Source organism: Staphylococcus sp. HMSC065D05, from assembly GCF_001813195.1.
GTDB classification, from domain to species: Bacteria; Bacillota; Bacilli; order Staphylococcales; family Staphylococcaceae; genus Staphylococcus; species Staphylococcus epidermidis.
The window spans coordinates 96,105-115,914 of the sequence record NZ_KV811773.1; the positions used below are offsets into that span (position 1 = coordinate 96,105).

Here is a 19,810-nt window from a genome sequence, read left to right on the forward strand (position 1 = left end):
GAAGTGAACAACAATGACAATATACACCCAAGAGAATAACATTACTAAGTTTTCTTCAGTGGCTAATGATGATTTTATAATTAATGATGTTTCAAACCTATTAAAAGATGAAGTTTTACTGAGCCTTATTAATAAACATAAGCAAGAACAAGTGCCACGTTTAAATATGTTAGAAGCTTATTATCTAAATAGAAATACAGATATATTATCGAGTAACAGAAGAATTGAAGATTTAACAGATAAAGCCGATCATAGGGCAGTCCATAATTATGCGAAATATGTAACAAGGTTTATAGTGGGTTATTTAACTGGTAATCCTATAACTATTACACATAAAGATAAAAAGACAAATGAAATTATTATACAGCTAAATAATAATAACGATGCTGATGCTATTAATAGTGATTTAGCACTTAATCTTTCTATTTATGGCCGAGCATATGAGATTGTGTACCGTAATCAAGAAGGTAAAGATACATTCAAGGTTTTAGACCCTAAGAGTACTTTTATTATTTATGATAAGAGCATTGATAAAAATATTATAGCTGGTATTAGATACTATGATACTAAGGCTGTTGACGGTGAAACACTTCAAAATATTGAGATTTATACGAACGAAAAAATATATTATGTAACTATTAAAGGTGGAACAATTAGTTCAATAGATGAACTGCCTCACTATTTTAAAGATGTTCCAATAATTGAATATACTAATGATCAATTTAAACAAGGAGACTTTGAAAATGTATTATCACTTATAGATTTATATGATAGCGCTCAATCAGATACTGCTAATTACATGACTGATTTAAATGATGCTATGTTAGCAATTGTCGGAAATATAGAAATTGATGGTGAGGAAGCTAAGAAATTCAGACAAGCAAATATGGTTCATGTGAAGCCAGGTATTAATGCTAATGGTAATGATGGAAGTGCTGAAGTTAAATATATTTATAAGCAATATGATGTTAATGGTGCAGAAGCATATAAAACTAGACTTCAAAAAGATATTCATAAATTTACTAATACGCCTGATTTGAATGATGATAACTTTAGTGGCGTTCAATCTGGAGAATCAATGAAGTATAAACTTTTTGGTTTAGAACAAGTTAGAGCAATTAAAGAACGCTTATTTAAAAAAGGATTAATGAAGCGGTACAAGTTACTTCTGAAAAATATTAATTTAACAGGTGTTTATTCACATGATTATTCAAAGATTGATATCACATTTACTCCCAACTTACCTAAGTCATTATTAGAATCTATTGAAGCCTTTAATGCGTTAAATGGTGGCGTTTCTGAACAAACTAGATTAAAAATACTGCCTATTATTGATAATCCTAATGAAGAAATTAAAAAAATGGAAGATGAGCAGAGAAAAACTAGAGAACAAGCTGATAATTCGCATTTTAACGGCCATTTTAGCGACGATAAAGAAATGATTGATAATTATGCCCAATAGTTATGATTATTGGCTAGAACGCGCCCAGAATGTCATAAACGCTGAATCATTAGCGGATGCACAAGCAGTAATAGAAGTAGAACGAATTATTTTACAAATGTATGCTGAAATAGCTAAAGAATTACTAGCTTTTTATGCGAAATATGCAACAGATACTGGTTTAACAATTCAAGAGGTCATGAAAAAAGCTGATGACTTCGATGTATATGCGTTTCGAAATAAAGCTAAGAAATATGTGAAACGTAAAGATTTTAGCGATGAGGCAAACAACGCACTTAAGCTTTATAACTTGTCTATGAAGGTATCTAGAGAAAAGCTATTAAAGCAGCAATTAGATTTGATAGTCAAAGACTCCACTTTAGATATTCAAGATGAAATAGAAAAAAAGTTAGTTGATGCAGTTGATAGAGAAGTTAAAAGACAAGCACATATACTTGGTGAACATGTGAAAATTGATGAAACTAAAGTAAAAGCGGTTGTTAACAGTAACTTCAAAGGTGTGAACTGGTCTACAAGATTATGGCAAGATATGGCTGTAGTTCAAAAGGAAGTAGAAAAAACAACGAGTAATGTATTACTTAGAGGGAGACATCCTAATGAGTATATAAAGGATTTTAAGAAACAAATTAACACTACTACTTATAATGCAAGTAGATTGTTAGTTACTGAATCAGCACGTGTGCAGGCTGAATCACAGAAGTTAACTTATCTTAAAGAATTAGGTGAAGATGGCGAATATAAATACGTGGCTAAAATTGATAAAAAAACATCTAAAATATGTCACTCTTTAAACGGTAAAATATTTAAAGTTAAAGACATGATACCTGGCATAAATGCGCCCCCTATGCACCCTTGGTGCAGAAGTACTACAGTGCCACATGTGGGCAACTGGCGAGATAAATTCTTTAATGAGCGTAAAGGAAAGTATCAAACAGAGAATAAAGAATCAGAAAAAGAAAAAATACAAGAAAAAGCAAAAAAAGAAATGCTTGATATGATACGTAGTGGTAAAATAAAATTAGATATAAATCCTGAAAAACAAAATAGACATAATAAAGAACATGAGTTATTTAAGCAAAGTGTTGAAATGGCTAAAATAAATGGAGATAAATTACCAAGTTTTACAATTATTTCTAATGAGGAACTAAATAAATTAGTTAAAGTCAAAGCCACTACTGGGGAATTACTATTACTGAATGGGAAGTTTAATCGTAAGGAAATTATTGATTTTAAGTTACCAATTGGAAAATCTTTTATCAATAACAAATATATTGAGACAAGTAAAGGAAAAGTACATTATTCAAAAACTGGTACACATGTTATACCTTATATTAAAAAGTAGGTGATAATATTGCATATAAGAGATGTTTATGGGCATAAGGTAATGGTTGTTTTAACAAATCAAAAAGTTTTAATAGGTAAAGTTACCGACTATGAAAATCCGTTAGAAACTGATACGGGAAATTATAATATGGATTTAGAGACAGATTTAGGAATATATTCAATTGATGAATCGGAAATAAAAAGTATAAAATTAATATCTTAGTAGCATCCTTTCTGCATAGATAAAGAGAAAGTGGTGCTATTTTTATACACTTTTTTAACCTTCTACGGAAGGTTATTTTTTATGTCCAAAACGTGCTGATGACGTTATAAAAGCAAGTATGGAATACGCAGTCGACAGACTATAAACGGAGGTATATCTCATGGAAAACAACCAAAGTAATATTACTGAAGAAACAAAAAGCAATGAGAATTTAGAAACACCTAATGAACAAGCCCAACAAAAGGAGAAAACATTCTCCCAAGAAGAAGTATCTCAAATGATTAAGGATCGTTTAGCTAGAGAAAAAAGGAAATCTGATGAACGTATGAAAGATGCAATTCAGGAAGCTGAAAAACTAGCCAAGATGAATAAAGACCAAAAGAATCAATATGAGTTGGAAAAGCTGTTAAAAGAAAATGAAGAACTAAAAGCAGAAAAAGCTTTATCTCAAATGAAGAATGAAACGCGTACAATGCTTAATGAATTTGGTGTGCAAAATTTTGATGATCAAATTGTTAATATATTAGTCAATTCTGATGCTGAAAAAACTAAAAAAAATGTTGAATCATTTACTAGTCTTGTAAATCAAATGGTTAAATCAAATGTTGAAAAAGCATTAAGACAAGACTCACCAGTAAGCACTCAATCAAATAGGATGACAAAAGATGACATTTTAGCAATTAAAGATGATACACAAAGACAAAATGCAATTGCGCAAAATCTTAATTTATTTAACAAATAGGAGGTTACATTATGACAGTGGAGTATAATTTAACAAATACTGAAAGCTTGAGCCAAGCAAAGTCTATCGATTTTGCAAGTAAGTTTGGCAATAATATCAATAAATTATTAGAAATATTAGGAGTAACTAATAAACTACCTATGAATGTAGGATCTAATATTAAAATCTATAAATATAGTGTTGAAGAATCTGATTATCATGTAGCTGAAGGCGATGAAATTCCTTTAACTAAAGTTAAAAGAGAATTAGTGCAAACTATTGAATTGGTATTTGATAAATATCGTAAAGCTACTCCTGCTGAATCTATTCAAGCTCATGGCTTTGATTTAGCAGTTAATAAAACAGATTATGAATTATTAAGACACGCACAAAAGAAAATTAGAACTGATTTTTCAGAAGTATTAAAAGCTTCAGCAGGTACAGAATTAGATAGTGGAAAACGAGCTTTAAAATCTAAAAATTTACAAGGTGCTTTAGCTAAAGGTCGTGCAAAACTATCAACGGTTATTGAAAGCGATATTACACCTATTGCTTTCGTTAACCCTGATGATACAGCTGAACATATTGCCAATGGATTAATTGTTTCAAATGGATCACTATTTGGAATGGGATTATTAACTAACTATGTAGGTGTGAAAGTTATCGAACTAGCTGAAGTACCACAAGGTGATGTTTGGATGACAGCCTCTGAAAACTTAAATGTTGCTTTTGCAAATCCTAATGGAGAACTAGGACGTGCATTTAACTTTGCTACAGACGAAACTGGTTTTGTAGGTGTATTACATGACATTCGATCTAATCGATTAACTTCTGAGACAGTGCTAATGACTGGATTGAAAATATTCCCAGAGAATATTGATGCAGTAGTTAAGGTGAAAATTAAAGCTGACGATCAATTACCCAGCTAAACCCCAATTAGTTAGAATGTTCCCATATTACGATGGAGCATTTTTAGTATATAAGTAACTATAAAGGGGTGTTTTTGTTGGAACCAAGATTTATTAAAATTTATAAAGGGGATAAAGTTGTAGCTAAAAAGGAAGGAAATATTAAATATTCTGATAATACCTATGACGATACTCTTATTCTACTTGAAAACCTAGAACCAGATACTAATTATCCAGAAGGAACATTTCAGATTGTATGGGAAATAGATGGTGTTGAGTCTGAAAGGATTAATATACCTGAAATTATGACTCAATATGTACCTGTTAAATATTTAAGTGTTCATAATAGTAAAAGTATAATATATGTACGTATAGATGAGGAGGGTAAAATTAGAGCAAAAGTAGCCCCTTCTTTTGCTACAAATCAAAAAGTCACTTATATTTCTTCAAACCCTGAAATAGCATCTATAGATGAAAATGGTACAATTCACGCTTTGAAAGAAGGAACTGCAGAAATTACCATTTTTGCTAATGAGAAACCTGAAGAGGTACATAAACGAACTGTAGAAGTTGTTCCTAAAGATTGGGGTTATAGAAATTGAACTTTTTAGAGAATGTTAAAAAACGTATCCTTATAACTGATGATAAACAAGATGATCAATTAAAAGTCATTATTGATAATGTAAAAAAAGAACTATTAGCTATGCTTCCGACTATTGAGGATAATGTTCCTGAAGAAATAGAATTTATTATTGTTGAGGTTGCTACTAAACGTTACAACCGTATAGGTGCAGAAGGTATGACCTCAGAAACTCAAGATGGGCGTTCAAGTAGTTATGAAAAAGGGGATTTTGAAGAATATAATAAAATACTAGATAATTTATATTATAAGGATGAAAAGAAAGGTTACGTGAACTTTTACTAATGAGTTACAAAGAAAGAGTTACTTTATACTATTATTTTGAGTCCCGTTATAATCCAATTACTAAACGTAAGGAAACAGAAAAAAATGAGTTAGAAACTTTACCATGCAACCGTAATACTTTAACAGCAGAAAAAGTAAGAATTGAATTCGGTGAAGTTACTAAAGATATCAATGTGATTAGATTACCTAAAGTTTTAGACTATGAGCCAACCCATGCATCAATGTACGGCAAAGAATATAAAGTTATTAAAACTAAAACTTATCAACACTCTACTTCGTTATATGTAAAAGAGGTAGTATAACAATGAAAGTAGAAGGCGTTAATAATTTATTGACTAAGTTAAAAGTGATGCATGATGATATCGATGAAGACGTTGACTTTATATTAAAGAATAATACTAATGAAGGTGTAGAATTAGCTATTAAAAATGCTCAACAAGCATTTATTAAAGGTTATTGGACTGGTAATTTAGCTAGAATGATTAAAGCAAAAAAAATTGCGCCTATGCACTATGAAGTAATTTCGAATGCACACTATAGTGGATATTTGGAATATGGCACACGATATATGAATAAAGAGCCTTTTATCTTTCCGACTTATTTATCATTAAAAAAACAAGTAAACGAAGATTTAGAAAGATTAATAAATGGATAGGAGTAAATTATGACAGCTGAATATACACCAACACAATTACTTTTTGATAAGATTTTCTCTTTATTACAAGGATTAGGTATTGAAGTTATAGATGTTAAAGATATAGCTAATGATATACCTTATCCTTTTTTTGTTATAAAAAAATTTAAAATTACTAAATCTGCTTATACATTTAATAGTTTTCATGGTGTTGTAAGAGGAACAATTGATATATGGAGTGAAGGCAATAATTTAGGTAGACACGATCAATGCATTAAGTATGTAGAGAATACATTATCAAAATCAATTGAAATAGAAGATTATCAAGTTAAATATAATGAAATGACGATTAATACAATAGATGATTATTCAACTGATAAAGCTTTGTTACATTCAATAATTAATGTTGAATATGAAATATTATAGGAGGTTATGTTATGTATAAACAGAGTCAAGATAGACTTTATTTATTCAGAAAATGTGGCGAAAAAACAGACGCTACTAAAATGATGTTTATGACTGAATTTGAGAATGAATTAGAAAATGACTTTGACATTGAAGAAACAATGGACGGAAGTTATACAAGCGATGGTTCATTAGAGAACACATTATCTGCTACAGCTAAAGCTAATTATGATGATCCATTATGTGATGAGTTTGAAGATGCAGTTAGAGACAAGATTGCATATGAAGTATGGGAAGTTGAAAGTCAAATTGAGGGAGAAAAAGCTGATAAAGGCAAATTTAAAGCTAAGTATCATCAAGGACGCTTCAAAAAATTCAAACGCAAAGGTGAGACAGGATCTGTGGAAGAATACGAAGTCGAATTTGCAGTACACGATAAATATCAACGTGGATATGCTACTATTCCTACTGAAGTCAAAGAGAAATTAGCTAAAGTTGGTTATAGATTCCATAATACAACTAAAGATGACTTTGCAGATGATGGCTTAGCAACTAAAGCCATTCCGCAACCTGTTTCAAGTTCTGAAACAACTACTGGCGCAGTCTCAACGGGTTCCCAAGTATCTAGAACATCAGATTCTCTTTAATACTAATATAAAATATTGAGCAGGCAATGTGCCTGCTCTTTTTAATATAGGAAGGTGTTTTATTATGGTAAAAATTAAAAGTGGCAAAAATGAATTAGAATTGAAATTTGGATTAGGCGAATTAAATGCAATTGATAAAGAATTAGGATATGAAGTTCGAGACATTAACCTAGGTGAAGGACTTGAAACTTTATTACCTAAACTACAAACTGGTAATGTTTTAGCGATTGCTAAGATTATTAAAGCTTGTACTAAAGGACAAAAAGGAAGACCGAAAAATGAAGATGAGCTTGAGTCAGTATTGAATGAAATTATTGAAGAATATGGATCATTCAAAACATTTGGTAAAGTGCTAATTGAAGAATTGGGAAACAAACCATTAACCCAAGACCTAGTCAAAGCGAAATAGTTAGTAAATCTAATGAAAAGATGACGTATGATCGTATAGTTATAACTTGTATGAGTGATTTAGGAATTATGACTTTAAGTGAAATAAATGCTATGACATTAACAGAATTTAATTATCGTATGTATGCGTTAAGTTTCGATATTTTAAGAAAAGAACATGATCTATATAAACTGGCGTTTGCAATTAGAGATGCATCAGCAACTAAAAATGTAGGAACAGAAAAGAAACCTAAAGAAGCTTATGTATTTAAAACAGTGAATGACATATTGGATTATGAATATAATTATAAAAGATTATTAGAAGGTAAACGTATTATATTTAATAACGAGAAAGAAGAAGTCACACCAGAGCAAACTGCTCTATTTGAAGTTATAGCTGAGATTAACAAAAATGCTAATAGTTAGGAGGTGGGGAATATGAGTGAAAGCACAGGCTACACTGTAAGTACTACACTTAAAGCTAACACCTTGAAATTTAAGTCTGAGATAGAAGCAGCGATTAAAAAAATAGAAAAATTCGATAAAATAGTGTCAAAAATAGATGATATTCACTTAAAAGTAAATGATAAGCTTTTAAAGTTTAAATTAAGTAAAGCAGAGCAAGCTGTAAAAAGATTTGAAAAAGGTAAACATGTTGTAAGAATTGATAGTAATATACAAAATGCACTAACTAAAGTAAGTCAATTAGAAAATATTTATAATGTGATAGATAGTAAAAAAATTGTTTCGATTCTAGATTTAAAAGATAATTTAGCAAAGTCCAAATTAACGAATTTTACACAGTCTTTTAATAATCTTGAGAATAAAATAGTAAAACCTACAATAGCTCTTGAAAATATTGAAGCGAATTCAAAAATTAATAAATTTAACTTTAATTTAAATCAAATTGATGATCGTAAAGTTGATACAGAAGTTATAGCTAAAACTAAAGAGGCAATTAATAAACTAGAGCAGTATAAAACTTTAACAAATGCATTGGGTAATGAACGAATTAATACAATTATTGACTTATCTGATAAACTCTTTTTAACAAAAGTTTTAAATGCTAATCAAGCACTTAAAAATTTAAATGGGAGAGAGGCTAAAACTAGAGTCGAAGTTGAAACTGCTGCAAGTATTGCCAAAGTTTCAATATTTAAAAAAGTGCTTAAAAGTATTCCTAATAAAATCAAAATTAAGACTGAGACAAAAAGTGACACCAACATTTTCAGTAAATCTTTAGATATAGTAAATTCAAGAGTAGAATTATTTAATAAACGTATGGATAGAATTGCTAGTTCTATTAGGACTTTTGGGACTATAGGCGGGAGTGTAGTTAAGGGTATATTAATCACTTCGTTTTCAGCTTTAATTCCTATTGTAGCAAGTATAATACCTTTAATTGCATTAGTTGGTAATTCTATAGCTATTATTGGAGGCGGCGCTCTAGGTTTAGTTGGAGCATTTGGAGTAGCTGGTACAGGAGCTATAGCTTTTGGATTAATGGCGAAAACTGCTTTGAATATGCTTGATAAAGGATTGATTGAGACATCTGCTTCAACTAATTCCTATATGAATAGTTTAGACGAATTAAAGAATACATGGGAAGGTATCATAAAGATAAATGCCAATGCAATATTTAATGCTATGTCGAACGGAATAAAAGGAGCTACAAGTGCGATAAGTCAACTTAAACCATTTATTAGTGGAGTAAGTCAGTCAGTAGAAAGTGCCATGCAAAAATTTCAATCATGGATTAGTGTTTCGTATACTGCCAAAAATGCATTTAAAGCTTTGAATACTGATGGAGTTGCAGTTTTTGATAGCATTCTGAGTGCGGCTGGTAAGTTTGGAGATGGGTTAGTTAATATTCTTACTCAATTTAGTCCACTGTTTACATATGTTGCAAAAAGTTTGGACACATTGGCCGAAAAATTTCAAATATGGTCAACTCAGGTATCTACTTCTGAGGGTATTAAAAACTTTATTAACTTTGTTAAAACAAATTTACCGATTATCGGGCAAATCTTTTTAGATGTTTTTACAGGGATAATAAATATATTTAAAGCTTTTGGATCTAATTCAACTTCACTTTTAGATACAATTTCAACCTTAGCTAGTCAATTTAATACTTGGTCTAATAATTTAGCGCAATCTGAAGGCTTTAAAAAATTTATGGATTATATAAACGAAAATGGTCCTAAGTTAGCTTCTTTAGTAGGAAATGTAGCATTAGCATTTATTAACTTTATTACTGCAATGGCTCCAATAGGCTCTGTAGTTTTAAGTGTATTGAGTTCAGTCGCTAGTTTTGTAGCTAAATTATTTGAGGCGCATCCAGTAGTAGCCCAAATAATAGGTGTTTTAGTTATGTTTGGTGGCAGTTTAATGTCTATTGTTCCTACATTAGTTAGTTTTATAACTTTTATAGCTCCTCTAATATCAAGATTTGGTTTTTTGAAAACAGCATTACTCTTATTAAGTAGAGGTTTTATCCTTTTACAGGGTCCAATAAATATTTTAAAGGCAGCATTTAGTTTATTAATGGGGCCTATAGGAATGATATCAAGATTATTACCTATTTTAGGTTCAGCACTTACATTTTTAGTTTCTCCAATTGGACTAATTATTGCAGCAGTGGTAGCTTTTGTAGGAATTATAATTTATTTATGGAAAACTAATGAAACTTTTAGAAATAAAATTATTGAGGTTTGGAATATAATTTATAATGCAATATTATCAGCCATAGATGCGGTAGTTTCTTTTGTAAAAGGAATATGGGGAAGTATGGTGACGTGGTGGCAACAAAATAACCAAATTATTATGGATACAATTATGACAATATGGAACGGTATTTCGACTTACATAATGACAATCATTAATATTATCGTTGCTATTATACAAACAAATTGGAATATAGTCGTCACTGTTATTCAAACAGTATGGTCTATTATTACTACTATAATTCAAACCGCTATATCTCTTGTATTAAGTATTATCACTTTAATAATGCAGTTAATTACTGGTAATTGGTCAGGTGCTTGGGAAACCATTAAAAGTATAGGTTTAACTATTTGGAATGCGATTGCTTCGATTGCATCTAGCTTATGGAATGGTCTCATGAGTATTTTAAGTAGTATATGGCAAGGTATTGTTAGTATTGCTAGTACCTTATGGAACTACCTTAAAGAAGTTATATTTATCAAAATTACAAGCGCTTATAATATTGTTAAGTCAATTGCTCAACAAATATGGTCAGCTATATCATCAAAATTTCAAGAGATTGTCTCTTCAGTTAGAGAGAAAATGACTAAAATTTACAATGTCATTAAAGAAAAAATCTCTAATGCTCTTGATGCAATTAAAAATTTTGTTAATCACTTCAAAAGCGCAGGAAGGGATTTAATAATGGGATTAATTGACGGTGTGAAATCTATGGCAAGTAACCTAATTAATAAAGTAAAAGATGTTATAGGAGGAGCAGTTAATGCTGCTAAGAGTTTCTTGAGAATCAAATCGCCTTCGAGAGTTTTTAAATCCTTCGGTCGTTATACTATGCTCGGCTTTATAAAAGGTGTTGATAATGAAAGTAGTTCAGTTATCGACTCTGTGACTAGTGTTGTAAGTAAATTAACAAATGCATTTAATCCAGAGTTAAACTACCCTAGTATCAATAGTATTACAGGTAACTTAAGTGGTATTAATGGTGAAATTACTTCAATAGTACAACATACACATACCATAGAAAGTGCACCTAATATGAAAACAGTTAGAATAGAGATGAATGTAGACAATGAAGCATTAACTAGCATAGTTAATGATGTTAACGCAACAAGAAACATGATATTTGAATTTTAGGAAGGTGATTAATTGGATATTGAGATTACAAAAAAAGATGGGACAACTTTTAGATTATCTGATTATAATATTCAGGTCGCCGATATAAAAGTTCAAGGCATCGAAACAACAGACAAGTATCAAGAATTTGAAGGATGTCATGGTAGACAATTAACAAGTAGTGTTTATCATAAACGTAAGATTCTAGTACCTGTCTTTTTTATTGCCGAAAATAATCTTGATTATTCATTGCAGAGAGATTTTCTGTTTCAACTTATTCAAGATAATGAACCTTTTTATTTAAGAGAGTTAAGAAAATATAATAAAGCGTCATATAAATTTAAAGATACAATTGAAGATGAGTATCAAGAAGTAGACAAAAATGGTAATTGTATTTTTAATGACAATGATAATGTATATGTTAATGGTTATCATTTTTTAGTTAAGTTAAGTAATACATTAATCCCTAATCAAACGAATAATAAATGTAATGTTGAATTAGAATTTGAAACAACTGAATTACCATTTGCAGAATCTATTAATACAAGTCTTCAATTGCACTATAGTTCAATTGATGGAAATTGGTCTTCTGATATGGATATAGATTTCGACGAGAAATCAAAACAAACTTATATATTTGAAAATATTAGTAAAGGTAAGGTTTTTTATCATGGTACAGTGGCTAACAATCAATTTAATATGTATAAAAAAGTAACAATTGTAGTTGGTAAAGAGACAGATAAATTTACATGGAATTTATCAAATAGCAAAGTAATGACAGTAAAAAATACACTACTTTTACCTGGTGACGTTCTTGTATATGACAATTTAAATATCAAGAAAAATGGTGTCATTATCAATCGTAAATCTAATATCGAAATGCCTAAATTTTCGCCAGGATTTAATAACTTTACATTCAATCAAAACGTTAAAAAGGTAATGTTTGATTTACGTTTTTATAAAAAGTAGGTGATTAATTGATTAAATTAATAAACCACGATAACAATGCATTTTTTCTACCTGTAAAAACAGAAGTGGTTGAAAAAATTAGTGGTGAAAGTGAACTGAAATTTGAGTTTAGTGAGTATAATTATAATAGAGAAATAGTCAACGCTATCACAAGAAAATGGATTATCACTAATGTAGATGGTATTGATGACAATAAAAAGTATGTAGTTACCATCGTTAGAAGAGAGTCTAATTCTAAACTCGCTAAAGTTTCAGTAATAGCAAAAGAAAAGCAAATTGATGACTTAAAAGCACGTATTATTTATCAAAATATCACTGGACATTATACTGCTAAAGAATACTTTGATTTAATTTTCGAAGATAGTGGATATAGTTATGAATTAGAATCCAAAGTTGGATCTTTAAAGTGGGAAAATGCTGGTGATGGAACGACTAGGTTAGAAAATTTTAAAAAGGGTTTAGAACGATACGGATTAGAATTTAGTTTTGACTCTAATACTAATATATTCCATTTGACTAAATATGTTGAAAATATAGCTAATTATTATATTAAAAACGGTACTAATGCATTGAACTTTAAATTAGAAGAAGACTCAAATGCATACTATACCTGCGCATCAGGTTTTGGAAATTATAGTCAAAATGATAAGTTTCAAAACGCTCAATTGCAAATGGAATATAGACATCCTTTAGCCGATTCAATAGGAATTTACGAAGCGCCACCGATTAAAGACGGTAAAATTACTAATGAAAAATTGATGAGATCTAAATTAATTGAAGTTGTAACTAATTCATTAAAACAATCCTTGACGCTAGACTTTATTACTTTAAAAGAGAAATTTCAGAATGCAATTGCTAAAGTAGGAGATTTAGTACCTGTTAAAGACGATACTATTAATGTATTTGATGAAATAAGAATTATAGAAGTCAAAACTATTAGAGATATTAATAACCAAATAGTAAAACAAGATGCAACTTTGGGAGATTTTAAGAAAAAGGACAGATATTTAGCATTAGTCAATAGCAGCGTAAATTATGTGAAAGGCTTAACAAAAAAGCGTGATGACGATTATTCTGATAAAGATAAAATAAAGAATTTAGCTATAGAGGCTTCTAAACTTATAGGTATGTCCCAATCTCTAAATTTTGATAGTTCAGGGTTAAAAAGTATTAATCAAAACTTGATTGTAGCTTTTACAAAGTCTCAGGGGATACAAATAAGTTCTGATTATGGAGTAACATACAATACTCTGATTGACGGTAATGGATTAAATATGAATCTTATTCCATTAGCTTCACTAAACAATAATGGTTTAATGTCGATTGAAGATAAAGAAAAACTAAATAATATTAATTCAGCAGGCTCTAGTAATTTAGGGTCTGTTTTTTATAAGGAAGTGAATAACTTTGACTCAAATAACTAAAGCTAGAACATTAACTTATGATGGGGAAGAAGTATATGCTAGAACTCATATTGATGTCGTAGACGGACTTGATAAAAGTTTACTATTAACACCTGATCAAAAAAATAAAATTAATAGTTTTTCTCAAGAGAGTTTAACCGTTGCTACCCCAGAAAAAGCAGGTTTAATGTCAGCAGAGGACAAAAAACGTTTAGATAGATTAAAAACAAACTCAAATGAATACTCAGCTAGGATAAATAACGTTCCATCAAATAGTACTTTAATTAAACAGGATATAAATTTATGGCCAAGTAATCAACAAACGGTAAATTTAAATAAAAGCATTTCATCTTGTAATAATGGAATTATTTTAGTTTGGCGTTTAGATGAAACTGATGATTTATATCATTACCAATACTTACCTAAGTTACATGTTCAACTGCATAGAAATGTAAAAGTGACCGAAGTCATACCTATAAACTTATCTGGGCAAATATGTACGAAAGTTGTAATTGTTAATGATCAACAAATTAGAGGGACAGATGATAATTTTAAAAATAACGCTAATAAAATTCGTTTACACGAAATACTTGAATATTAAGGAATGATTTTATATGAAAACTAATTTGTCTCCAGTATTTAGAGACTTCAAAAAAGATGTTGAAGAAAATTTCAAAGAACTTGCTAAGTTCATTCCTAAAGGTGATAACACTATAGTTAAACAGGTGAACTCTGAATTTGATAAACGCTATGATCAACTAATAAAAGAAATTAGAGCAATAATTATGCCTGAGGTGTCACCACTCGAAATAACAGAGGAATTTTTAAAAAGTAAAATTGATATGTCTGGTAATGTACATAAAACACTTTCTGAACGTATTAACAGCGATATAAATAATATCAAAAATAAAGATAGATTAAGTAATCTTAAAGTAACAACTAATGGAACGCTAGTTTACGACTACTCTGTCCTGTCAGACAGTATCAAAAAAATTAGAAATATATATTGTATAGGGGACTCTGTAGCACGTGGTAGTCGAGCTAAAAAAAATTACGGACAATTCTTATCTGAAAAGTTAAATGTTAGAACAAATAATTTTGCTGTAGGTGGCGCAACTTTTTCAACAACAAGTAATAATAATATTTATAAGCAAGCAAACCAAATTCAAAATGCGGATTTAGTTATTGTTCAAGGTACAGATGATGATTGGCTTTATGGTAATGGTATTGAAATCGGAACAGATAAAACTGATATAAATACTTTCTATGGCGCTTTTTATCAAACTATAAAATTAATAAGACTACAAAATAAAGGTGTAAAAATAGTTTGTATGACCGCTACAAGACAATTACCTGTTAATGGAAATCAGATTAGACGTAAAGATACTGATAAAAATTCGCTAGGTTTAACTTTAGAAGATTATGTCAATGCACAAGTGTTAGCCTGTACAGAATTAGGTGTGCCAGTATTTGATGCATATCATACCAATATTATTGATCCTTATAATCCTGCATTTAGATCCAAATGCATGATAGATGGATTACATCCAAATGAATTAATTCATGAAGTGATTATGTACGAATTATTAAAAAACTATTATTATTTTTACGGTTAAGGAAGGTGTAGTAAATGGCCAATCAAGAATTAACTTTTGATATTACAAAATTAGGTACTCAGCAAGAAAAGCAACAATATATTGTTAGTCGTGTAGGGGATGGCGGTTTAAAAGCGATTACTATTTCAGTAACATCCAACGGGACGCCATATAATATTACTGATTTAGAACCCATTTTTGAAGGTATAAAACCTGATGGAGAACATATTATTGATACTACTGGTGGGACAGTATTAGATCCAAAAAATGGAGTGTTTAGATATATATTTCCACAACAAGCAAGTACTGCTGAGGGTGATTATCAACAAGCATTTTTCAAATTAAAAAGAGGAGAACAAACTGATTCTACTATCGAGGTAGATGTAAAAGTTCTAAAGAATAAAGTGGAATTTGGTATAAATTCTGAAAGCTATTTTACTGAATATCAAAAAGAATTAGAACGTTTAAGAACTACAGTTGAATCAGGATTAAGAGAACTTAACAGCACTTCTGAGAATACTAAGACTAAAATTCAAAGCCAATTAGAAACTGCAAACATGCTTGATGTTCAAATTAAAGCATTAAAATCATCTATGGAAAGTAAAGAGTTGGTAACCAAATTTGAACTAAATAACCAAATAAACCAATTGACTGAACAAGTGTCTGATTTTGCAACTTCATTACAAAATAGCAAACAAAATACTGAACAAAAACTTAAAGAATTAGTTAGTGATAAGTTAGATGGTTCGATTAGTGGAGAAGCAATTGTAAATCCCGCTAATATTAATAAATCAGGATTTTATTATTTTAATTCTACAACACAAAATATGCCTGTAAGAAATAGTAATAATGCAGATGGATATATTCAGGCAATAATGAAAGACGAAAATAATGGGATGTTAACTATTTTAGGCACTGGACTATCTATCGAGAAATATAAAGGACAATTATATCAACGTTGGAGATCATCACAACCAATACTACTTTGGAGAGGATCAGCTAAAAAAGATACAACAATTGAATTAAAAGATAGTGTTCATAATTATCTCAATTTAATAATAAATGTTAGTTTCTATACTGATAGTAATGCTACTAAATTTGTTACTGTTCCAAATAATGGACAAAAAGTATATCTCAATCAAATTGGATTAAGGTTAACAAATGGAAATTTAAAAAATGGATACTTGGAAGAAATTGGGATTCTAATCAAAGATGATACACACTTAACAATTACAAAAACTCAAATAGCTACAGATAATGAGCCAGCTGTAGATTCAACAGCAACTATTACCGCAATTTATGGAATTTATTAATAAATGGAGTGAGCAAGCAGTGGATACAGCAAAGATGTACAGCATAGAGGTAGAAGATTTTATGAGTTTGATTTATTCAGGTAATAAAGTTTTTATTTATTTATTACTTATAATGATTTTTATTGATATATTTACTGGTATCTTAAAAGCTATTATTAACGGAAATCTTTGGAGCCATAAAGCAATAACTGGCTATGTAAAAAAGATTGCATACTTATGTGTAATTTTAGTGGCTAATACTTTAGATATAATTTTTAGGCTTGATGGAATATTAATAAATAGCTCTGTATTATTCTTAATCTTAACTAAAGCTACAAGTATTATTGAAAATGCTGATGCTATAGGTGTACCAGTTCCCGAGATGTTGAAAAAAAGACTTAACCAAAATAGTGATTATAAAGTTAAAGACAACTAGATGAGGTGATGAATGTGTCATTACCGACAAATCGAATACCAACAGCTGATGAAGTAGTTAATTGGGCAAGCAGCATTATAGGGCAAAGAATTGATGTTCCTGGTTCAGGTTATGGAGCTCAATGTTGGGATTTACCTAATTACTTGTTTTACAAGATTTGGGGATTTAAAACACCTGGAAATGCTAGAGATATACCTTTTTATAATAATTACCCTCGTGGATTTCAAATTATAAGAAATACACCTGAATTTATACCTGAACCAGGTGACATAGCTGTATGGACTGCGGAAAGTGACCCTTGGATAAGATGGGGACATACTGATATAGTTATCGGACCTTCTACAAAAGACTATTTTTGGGGTGTGGATCAAAACTGGTTTGATGTTAATGAAAATTATGGAAGTCCTGCTGCAAAAGTTAAACATAGTTATTACGGAGTAACACACTTTGTACGACCTCCATACACTAAAAGTAGTCAGTCTGATGTGAAGTCTGTTGAAAATAGAGAGACTTTATCTAACAATAAATCTACTAAAGTTATTAATAAAATTAGCTTTACTACTTCAATACTAGAAAAGAAAAAGACAGAAACACTATCTCACTATATAGTGGAGGGCAAAAAAAGAAGTAGTAAGCCTAGTAAAATTTTAATAAAAAATCGTGATTCTGTATTAAATACACTAGAATTATATAAATATAGAGATACTCTTAACCCGAATGATATTTCTCATTTTTATATAGATAGAAATTATATTTGGGAAAGTAGAGCAATGGACTTTGATGTGCCTAACTATGAAAATTGTATTGTTATTGAAATAAATGAAACAAGAAATATAATAAGTAGCCATTTTTTAATGAATGAAATTACTACAATGGTAAAAATTAAAGAAATATGTGATAGGTATAAACTACCTTTTAACGAGAATACTATTCAAATAGATAATAAAGCTTGGAAGACAATTGAGTTTCACGTAGGTAAAAAAATAAAAGAGGTAAGTGATTTAAAATTTAAAGATAAAACAGATGCAGTTAAAGAACTTATTGAAATTTACAATATAAGAAATGAACTTTTAAATCCTCATACAAAAGATGTATTGATACCTGTTACAATAAATATTTCTCAAGAAACTAGTAATAAAATTAATTCTAGTGGAAATAAAGTAGAAAACGTAGTGAGTAAATACACTTTGAGTGAGGCTTTAAATATACAGTTTTCTTTAAATCCTCCTCCACAAACTAATAATGGCTATACTTGGTATGGTGCAAGTAGAGATCAGACAAGTAGAGCTATGAATACCAATTTGATTTTTAATGACAATGTACAAAAGTATCAGTTATTAAAATTAAATCAATTTCAAGGAATTTCAGTAGATAAGTTGAATCAAATTCTTAATGGTAAAGGTACGCTTTCAGGTAAAGGGCAATCATTTTCAGAAGCTGGTAGAAATAGTGGCATGAATGAAATTTATCTTATTGCTCACGCCTTTTTAGAGAGTAATTATGGACGATCAAATTATGCTAGTGGAAGTTATGGTGTTTATAACTATTTTGGTATAGGAGCATTTGATAATAATCCTGATAATGCAATTGATTTTGCTAGAAATCATGGGTGGACCTCTCCTGATAGCGCTATTAAAGGAGGAGCTAAATTTGTTGGACGATCTTATTTCGATGTTGGACAAAACACTCTTTATAGAATGCGATGGAATCCATTAAAACCAGGACAACATCAATATGCGACGGATATATCTTGGGCAAAAGTTCAAGCTCAAATAATTAGTGAACTTTATAATAAAATTGGTTTAACAGGAGAATTTTATATTTATGACAAATACAAGTAGCTATTAAAATTGATAGCTACTTTTTTATATTCAAGAAAAGAGGTTTTTATAATGACAAAAGAATACATAGGAGAATGGAACGGTGTACCCGTATATACAGACTTTTTACCTTATGGAACAAGACGAACAGGACAACCATTAGACACAGGTAGCCCAATTTTTGCAGTGTACCATGATACAGGTAATCCAAACAGTACGGCGCAACACAATGTAGATTATTATAAAAATACTTACATGCAAGATTGGGATTCAACTGCTTCAGCACATTTCTTTGTTGATGATAAAGAATGTATTATCTGTGTGCCTTTAGATGAAAAAGCATGGCACGTTCTATACGATACACCAACAGATAACTATTACTTTGGAGATGATGCAAATGATGCTGCATTTGGTGGAGAATTATGTTATTTTCCTGATGATAGAGAAAAATCATTAAAAGCTTTAGATAATTTCGCACGTGTCTTTGCAGTATTATTCGAATCATGGAATATCGACCACTTTAATAAAGCTCCTGGTCATCAAGATATTCAAGATGATAAACGCGATCCAGGTAATGCACTTGAAGCATGTGGTTATGGTCGTGATGAAATCGATGTGATTGATAATTTAGTGCAACGTTATATTGATGGCGAAGATGTTGATACAGAAACAATTGTGAATCAACCTGAAGAACATGACGAAATTATTGAAAAGAAACCAGTAGGCTGTACACGTGTCAAAGTTTGGTCTGAAGAACCTTATTATAGAGGTAGAATTAAATATGATGCTTCATTACGTGAACGTGCAGGTAGTAGTTTTGATA

General features: G+C 30.1%; 22 protein-coding genes and 1 pseudogene. All 23 read left to right on the top strand.

Features of this window, described 5'->3' with window-relative positions; all coding sequences use genetic code 11:
• Positions 1-13 precede the first annotated feature (13 nt).
• On the top strand, positions 14-1,462 hold the full coding sequence (locus HMPREF2897_RS11010; RefSeq protein WP_002499668.1) for a phage portal protein: 1,449 nt from the start codon (positions 14-16) through the stop codon (positions 1,460-1,462).
• A complete protein-coding gene (locus HMPREF2897_RS11015) occupies positions 1,452-2,804 on the top strand; it encodes a minor capsid protein (protein ID WP_002499667.1) in 1,353 nt (450 codons plus the stop codon). The genes HMPREF2897_RS11010 and HMPREF2897_RS11015 overlap by 11 nt, the downstream gene beginning before the upstream one ends.
• A gap of 9 nt (positions 2,805-2,813) precedes the next feature.
• Positions 2,814-3,008: a hypothetical protein gene (locus HMPREF2897_RS11020; protein WP_064206483.1), complete on the top strand. Its 195-nt coding sequence runs from the start codon at positions 2,814-2,816 to the stop codon at positions 3,006-3,008.
• A 76-nt stretch (positions 3,009-3,084) separates the two neighbouring features.
• A pseudogene (locus HMPREF2897_RS13185) lies at positions 3,085-3,178 on the top strand (hypothetical protein); the annotation flags it as partial.
• Positions 3,169-3,750, top strand: coding sequence for a DUF4355 domain-containing protein (locus HMPREF2897_RS11025; RefSeq protein WP_070593231.1), 582 nt, complete (start codon positions 3,169-3,171; stop codon positions 3,748-3,750). The pseudogene HMPREF2897_RS13185 and the gene HMPREF2897_RS11025, both read left to right, overlap by 10 nt.
• Positions 3,751-3,761: 11 nt before the next feature.
• Positions 3,762-4,658, top strand: coding sequence for a capsid protein (locus HMPREF2897_RS11030; protein WP_070593233.1), 897 nt, complete (start codon positions 3,762-3,764; stop codon positions 4,656-4,658).
• 77 nt (positions 4,659-4,735) lie between these two features.
• Positions 4,736-5,239 (top strand): Ig-like domain-containing protein, encoded by a 504-nt coding sequence (locus tag HMPREF2897_RS11035; RefSeq protein ID WP_002499662.1) that lies wholly within the window; start codon positions 4,736-4,738, stop codon positions 5,237-5,239.
• Complete coding sequence (locus HMPREF2897_RS11040) at positions 5,236-5,562, top strand: phage head-tail connector protein (RefSeq protein WP_002499661.1); 327 nt, start codon at positions 5,236-5,238, stop codon at positions 5,560-5,562. The genes HMPREF2897_RS11035 and HMPREF2897_RS11040 overlap by 4 nt, the downstream gene beginning before the upstream one ends.
• Positions 5,562-5,864 carry a hypothetical protein gene (locus tag HMPREF2897_RS11045; RefSeq protein WP_002499660.1) on the top strand — a complete coding sequence of 101 codons (303 nt, stop codon included), beginning with the start codon at positions 5,562-5,564 and terminating at the stop codon, positions 5,862-5,864. Before HMPREF2897_RS11040 ends, HMPREF2897_RS11045 begins: the two co-directional genes overlap by 1 nt.
• A 2-nt stretch (positions 5,865-5,866) precedes the next feature.
• Positions 5,867-6,217 (top strand): HK97-gp10 family putative phage morphogenesis protein, encoded by a 351-nt coding sequence (locus HMPREF2897_RS11050; protein WP_002499659.1) that lies wholly within the window; start codon positions 5,867-5,869, stop codon positions 6,215-6,217.
• 9 nt (positions 6,218-6,226) lie between these two features.
• Positions 6,227-6,622, top strand: coding sequence for a hypothetical protein (locus HMPREF2897_RS11055; protein WP_070593235.1), 396 nt, complete (start codon positions 6,227-6,229; stop codon positions 6,620-6,622).
• Between the two features lie 11 nt (positions 6,623-6,633).
• Positions 6,634-7,248: a phage major tail protein, TP901-1 family gene (locus HMPREF2897_RS11060; protein ID WP_002499657.1), complete on the top strand. Its 615-nt coding sequence runs from the start codon at positions 6,634-6,636 to the stop codon at positions 7,246-7,248.
• Positions 7,249-7,312: 64 nt separating this feature from the next.
• A complete protein-coding gene (locus tag HMPREF2897_RS11065; RefSeq protein WP_002499656.1) occupies positions 7,313-7,657 on the top strand; it encodes a tail assembly chaperone in 345 nt (114 codons plus the stop codon).
• Between the two features lie 50 nt (positions 7,658-7,707).
• Positions 7,708-8,061, top strand: a complete 354-nt coding sequence (locus tag HMPREF2897_RS11070; protein WP_032606852.1) for a hypothetical protein — start codon at positions 7,708-7,710, stop codon at positions 8,059-8,061.
• A 12-nt stretch (positions 8,062-8,073) separates the two neighbouring features.
• Positions 8,074-11,493, top strand: a complete 3,420-nt coding sequence (locus HMPREF2897_RS11075; RefSeq protein WP_070593239.1) for a phage tail protein — start codon at positions 8,074-8,076, stop codon at positions 11,491-11,493.
• Positions 11,494-11,505: 12 nt separating this feature from the next.
• Positions 11,506-12,441 carry a phage tail domain-containing protein gene (locus HMPREF2897_RS11080; protein WP_070593241.1) on the top strand — a complete coding sequence of 312 codons (936 nt, stop codon included), beginning with the start codon at positions 11,506-11,508 and terminating at the stop codon, positions 12,439-12,441.
• An 8-nt stretch (positions 12,442-12,449) separates the two neighbouring features.
• On the top strand, positions 12,450-13,865 hold the full coding sequence (locus HMPREF2897_RS11085; RefSeq protein WP_070593244.1) for a tail tube TT1 domain-containing protein: 1,416 nt from the start codon (positions 12,450-12,452) through the stop codon (positions 13,863-13,865).
• On the top strand, positions 13,849-14,445 hold the full coding sequence (locus tag HMPREF2897_RS11090; RefSeq protein ID WP_070593246.1) for a hypothetical protein: 597 nt from the start codon (positions 13,849-13,851) through the stop codon (positions 14,443-14,445). The genes HMPREF2897_RS11085 and HMPREF2897_RS11090 overlap by 17 nt, the downstream gene beginning before the upstream one ends.
• Positions 14,446-14,458: 13 nt before the next feature.
• Positions 14,459-15,460, top strand: coding sequence for an SGNH/GDSL hydrolase family protein (locus tag HMPREF2897_RS11095; protein WP_070593247.1), 1,002 nt, complete (start codon positions 14,459-14,461; stop codon positions 15,458-15,460).
• Positions 15,461-15,474: 14 nt separating this feature from the next.
• The gene (locus HMPREF2897_RS11100) at positions 15,475-16,752 is read left to right on the top strand and encodes a phage baseplate upper protein (RefSeq protein WP_070593249.1); all 1,278 of its coding nucleotides are present in this window, start codon (positions 15,475-15,477) and stop codon (positions 16,750-16,752) included.
• Positions 16,753-16,771: 19 nt separating this feature from the next.
• A complete protein-coding gene (locus HMPREF2897_RS11105) occupies positions 16,772-17,167 on the top strand; it encodes a phage holin family protein (RefSeq protein WP_070593251.1) in 396 nt (131 codons plus the stop codon).
• A gap of 8 nt (positions 17,168-17,175) precedes the next feature.
• Positions 17,176-19,008, top strand: coding sequence for a glucosaminidase domain-containing protein (locus HMPREF2897_RS11110; RefSeq protein ID WP_032606850.1), 1,833 nt, complete (start codon positions 17,176-17,178; stop codon positions 19,006-19,008).
• Between the two features lie 51 nt (positions 19,009-19,059).
• The coding region (locus tag HMPREF2897_RS11115) for a peptidoglycan recognition protein family protein (RefSeq protein ID WP_070593253.1) at positions 19,060-19,810 on the top strand (751 nt) is incomplete at its 3' end.

What these genes read in the sequence shown, in the direction of transcription:
- HMPREF2897_RS11060 (WP_002499657.1), top strand. Translation starts at nt 6,634, where the DNA reads ATGTATAAACAGAGTCAAGATAGACTTTATTTATTCAGAAAATGTGGC.
- HMPREF2897_RS11095 (WP_070593247.1), top strand. Translation starts at nt 14,459, where the DNA reads ATGAAAACTAATTTGTCTCCAGTATTTAGAGACTTCAAAAAAGATGTT.
- HMPREF2897_RS11075 (WP_070593239.1), top strand. Translation starts at nt 8,074, where the DNA reads ATGAGTGAAAGCACAGGCTACACTGTAAGTACTACACTTAAAGCTAAC.
- HMPREF2897_RS11065 (WP_002499656.1), top strand. Translation starts at nt 7,313, where the DNA reads ATGGTAAAAATTAAAAGTGGCAAAAATGAATTAGAATTGAAATTTGGA.
- HMPREF2897_RS11110 (WP_032606850.1), top strand. Translation starts at nt 17,176, where the DNA reads ATGAATGTGTCATTACCGACAAATCGAATACCAACAGCTGATGAAGTA.
- HMPREF2897_RS11070 (WP_032606852.1), top strand. Translation starts at nt 7,708, where the DNA reads ATGAGTGATTTAGGAATTATGACTTTAAGTGAAATAAATGCTATGACA.
- HMPREF2897_RS11045 (WP_002499660.1), top strand. Translation starts at nt 5,562, where the DNA reads ATGAGTTACAAAGAAAGAGTTACTTTATACTATTATTTTGAGTCCCGT.
- HMPREF2897_RS11100 (WP_070593249.1), top strand. Translation starts at nt 15,475, where the DNA reads ATGGCCAATCAAGAATTAACTTTTGATATTACAAAATTAGGTACTCAG.
- HMPREF2897_RS11030 (WP_070593233.1), top strand. Translation starts at nt 3,762, where the DNA reads ATGACAGTGGAGTATAATTTAACAAATACTGAAAGCTTGAGCCAAGCA.
- HMPREF2897_RS11010 (WP_002499668.1), top strand. Translation starts at nt 14, where the DNA reads ATGACAATATACACCCAAGAGAATAACATTACTAAGTTTTCTTCAGTG.
- HMPREF2897_RS11025 (WP_070593231.1), top strand. Translation starts at nt 3,169, where the DNA reads ATGGAAAACAACCAAAGTAATATTACTGAAGAAACAAAAAGCAATGAG.
- HMPREF2897_RS11050 (WP_002499659.1), top strand. Translation starts at nt 5,867, where the DNA reads ATGAAAGTAGAAGGCGTTAATAATTTATTGACTAAGTTAAAAGTGATG.
- HMPREF2897_RS11015 (WP_002499667.1), top strand. Translation starts at nt 1,452, where the DNA reads ATGCCCAATAGTTATGATTATTGGCTAGAACGCGCCCAGAATGTCATA.
- HMPREF2897_RS11055 (WP_070593235.1), top strand. Translation starts at nt 6,227, where the DNA reads ATGACAGCTGAATATACACCAACACAATTACTTTTTGATAAGATTTTC.